Source organism: Fodinibius sp. (assembly GCF_041642155.1).
Taxonomy (GTDB): Bacteria; Bacteroidota; Rhodothermia; order Balneolales; family Balneolaceae; genus Fodinibius.
This window is the reverse complement of the sequence record NZ_JBEPWZ010000341.1, coordinates 1-2,951: the sequence shown is the minus strand read 5'-3', so window position 1 is coordinate 2,951 and position 2,951 is coordinate 1. Positions and strand designations below refer to the sequence as shown.

The following is a 2,951-nucleotide window of genomic DNA, read 5'->3' as shown; positions in this document are numbered from 1 at the left end:
TCTTCGTGTCAAAGGTTTCGGTGATATCAAAGACCAAATCCGGTTCAAAAGGTCGATCCTGCATATAGTGAAGGATGTGCGACGGCCTCCAGCGCTGCTGCGGACGATCGTGCTCATCAATGGTTTCTATCTTGGGTAATCCGCTGTAAAAAAGCGCATCCAGCGCCAGCCGGGTGCCTTGTCCGTGATCCGGATGCCGGTCCGACGGTGCACCCACCAGGCAGATATGGGGCTGGTATTCCCGGATCTTTTGTATGATCCTGAGCTGGTTGTCCCGGTTGTTCCGGATGTCGGTATCGGCAATACCGAGGTTTTCCCGTACTTTCAGGGCCACCATATCCGCCGCGGCCGCGGCTTCCTCCATCCGTTTTTCCGGGGTACCCCGGGTGCCCATCTCGCCCCGCGTAAAGTCAATGACCCCCACCTTTTTACCCTGTTTGGCCAGGGCTGCCAGCGTTCCTCCGCAGCAGAGTTCGGTATCATCCGGGTGGGACGCCAATGCTAAAACATCCAGTTTCATAGTTAATATGTAAATAATATATAGGTTACTGGTTACTTCATGAATCCAAGGCATATAAAATGACATCAAATTCATTCAGATGCAACGATTTGCCCTGGTTCGCGTAAAACGTTTTTTAGAGCTGAAATTAAGTCATAACATTTTGATGACACGATTGCTAACCAATACACGGGAGGGATTTAAGATTTCACTCCGCGCATGGTGGATTAGTAAAACGCTATCCATACGACCCTGTGCATTATTATCGATATGGTTTCATGGTGACCCTCATGAATGAGGTAAGCAACGGCATGGCTTCCCGGATGGAAACAGATCCCGTCATTCCGTGCGGGCAGTTCTGGGGGTATTTATCGGAATGTTCGTTATCGGTATGCTTTCGGGGTACATCATGCCTGTAAAGCTGCACAGCTGGATCCCATCAATAGCCTGAGATATGAGTGAAAGCATTTAATAATGCATCACTTTACTCAGAATTTCCTTAAATTAAGTGCAGCAGAGAAGAAAAAAATCCTAAATCTAAAATCTAGGTCGTTATGAATGAAGAGATCCTTCAAAATCTAAACCGGCGCCTGGACGACGCCCTCGATCACGGGCGGCGCCTGGTAGAAAATGATGAGCTGCCCAAAAGGGCGGAAGAACTCAAAAAACAGACAGAAACACTTATCCGAAAACACCCTATAAAAAGCGTAGCGGCAGGATTGTTTGCCGGTTATGTGTTAGGTAAACTATTAAGTTCCGACGACTAATCATGAAATCAAACAAAACCACAGACCCGGTGGGAGAGAGGCTTCGCAGTATAACATCAGATCTCAAGCGTTATGCTGAAAAACGCATTGAGCTGATCGTGCTGCGCTTGGGAGAATCTTTTTCCAAGTGGATAGCCATATCCGTCCAGCGTTCTGCAGGAGCTGTTTTAGTGCTTGTTGGCTTCTGTTTTTTATTTGTTGCTTTGGCCATCTACCTTGATTATTTGCTGGGTATCCCGGGCTTGGGCTTTGTGATTGTTTCCATTCCGCTATTTATTCTGGGTACATTATTTATTTATTTAAAACCTGATCGATTATTTGAGGAGCTACAGGAACTCTTTGAAAATGAAGTTATAGATGCGATTGAACAGAATGGCAAGGCTCAACCCCGGCAACTCGAAGGCCCTGAAATTGAATCATCATTGAATAAGGAACGGTAAACTATTATGGCAATGGAAAAAAAAGATAAACTGGAACAGAAAAAAAGAGAGCTGGAGGCCGAGCTCGACAGTATACAGCATGAGCTTGATGACTCCATCGACCGGGTTCGGAGCGAGGTATCCGACAAGCTGGATCCCAAATCCTTTATCCGGGAGCACCCGCTGCCAGTGGTGGGAGGAGCGCTTCTACTTGGTTTTCTGCTGGGACATAAGGACCGTCATTCGTCCGGCTCTTCCTCCGCTTCGGATGGTAAGTTTACCAATACGCTGCTGTATGAGTTAAAACGACTGGCAACCAAGAAAGCCCTTTCATTTGCAACCGACTTTATGGAACAGAAGATTGATAAAAAGGCAGGCCGGCATTTCGGGGCCTCCAACGGTACTACAGAAGAACAACAGTAGGTTTTTGTCAAGTCTGAGAATAAGAAGTTACGCGATTATTAGTAAGGGGTGAAGTTGAGGTTAAGGCTCAAAGCCAAGGTTGACCAAGAAGGAAGTGGCTGCATCTTTTTACGTGTCCCCCTAAGATCTGTTGCAATCCCCCCAGAGAATGGTTTTTTCAGTATATAGGAAAAACAGCTTTTTCAATTTAGCAGTGATGGTCGTTTTTGATTTTTTTACATAAAAAGATCTTTTCGCAGTGTAACTATTTTTATAATAGTTCGTGTAATCACAAGGAATAAACACAACCAAATATTGCTATGAATATGCGTAAAGGGATTCTCTTACTCCTCATCGGCTTTAGCCTGTCGGCTGCTTTGCAAGCCCAAAATACACAAGATATCAGGAATATTTCCCTCGAAGATGCCATCGATATCGCTCTCGAAAACAATAGCCAGCTCAAAATAGCAGAGAACGACGTGGAACTTGCCGAAAACCAGGTGCGCAGTGAAAAAGCCGATTACATTCCATCCCTGAACGCAACGCTGTCAGGTAATAGAAGTATTGGCCGTAATTTCAACCAGGATATAGGTGAAATCGTTACGGAAACTACCAACTCCTTTTTCAGCAGTGCAAATGCCGATCTGCCGATTTTTAGCGGGTTTGAAAATTTACATTCACTCAGGAGCAGCAGGTACGACAAACAATCTATCGAAAAGAATCTTCAACGTGTGCGAGAAAATGTCATTTTCAATACGGCCAGCAACTATCTGCAGTATATTTTGGACCAGCATTTTTTGGAAATTGATCGTGAAAACCTGGAGGCCTCCCGGCAAACACTGCAGCAGGTGCGTGCCCAGGTGG

Annotated in this window: 5 protein-coding genes; 4 read left to right on the top strand and 1 reads right to left on the bottom strand. The window is 45.6% G+C overall.

Annotated elements, in window-relative coordinates:
* Positions 1–520 (bottom strand): bacillithiol biosynthesis deacetylase BshB1 (gene bshB1, locus ACESLU_RS13655; RefSeq protein ID WP_372639182.1); only part of this gene is annotated, 520 nt, incomplete at its 3' end.
* Between the two features lie 533 nt (positions 521–1,053).
* Here bshB1 and ACESLU_RS13650 point away from each other — a divergent pair.
* From ACESLU_RS13650 to ACESLU_RS13635, 4 genes are all read left to right on the top strand, one after another.
* Entirely contained in the window at positions 1,054–1,266 is a 213-nt protein-coding gene (locus ACESLU_RS13650; protein WP_372639181.1) for a hypothetical protein, read from the top strand.
* Positions 1,267–1,268: 2 nt separating this feature from the next.
* Positions 1,269–1,706: a phage holin family protein gene (locus ACESLU_RS13645; protein WP_372639180.1), complete on the top strand. Its 438-nt coding sequence runs from the start codon at positions 1,269–1,271 to the stop codon at positions 1,704–1,706.
* Positions 1,707–1,712: 6 nt separating this feature from the next.
* Positions 1,713–2,108, top strand: a complete 396-nt coding sequence (locus ACESLU_RS13640) for a hypothetical protein (RefSeq protein ID WP_372639179.1) — start codon at positions 1,713–1,715, stop codon at positions 2,106–2,108.
* A gap of 299 nt (positions 2,109–2,407) precedes the next feature.
* Positions 2,408–2,951 (top strand): TolC family protein (locus ACESLU_RS13635; protein WP_372639178.1); only part of this gene is annotated, 544 nt, incomplete at its 3' end.

Coding starts and splice junctions, on each gene's coding strand:
- ACESLU_RS13650 (WP_372639181.1), top strand. CDS start 1,054: ATGAATGAAGAGATCCTTCAAAATCTAAACCGGCGCCTGGACGACGCC.
- ACESLU_RS13645 (WP_372639180.1), top strand. CDS start 1,269: ATGAAATCAAACAAAACCACAGACCCGGTGGGAGAGAGGCTTCGCAGT.
- ACESLU_RS13640 (WP_372639179.1), top strand. CDS start 1,713: ATGGCAATGGAAAAAAAAGATAAACTGGAACAGAAAAAAAGAGAGCTG.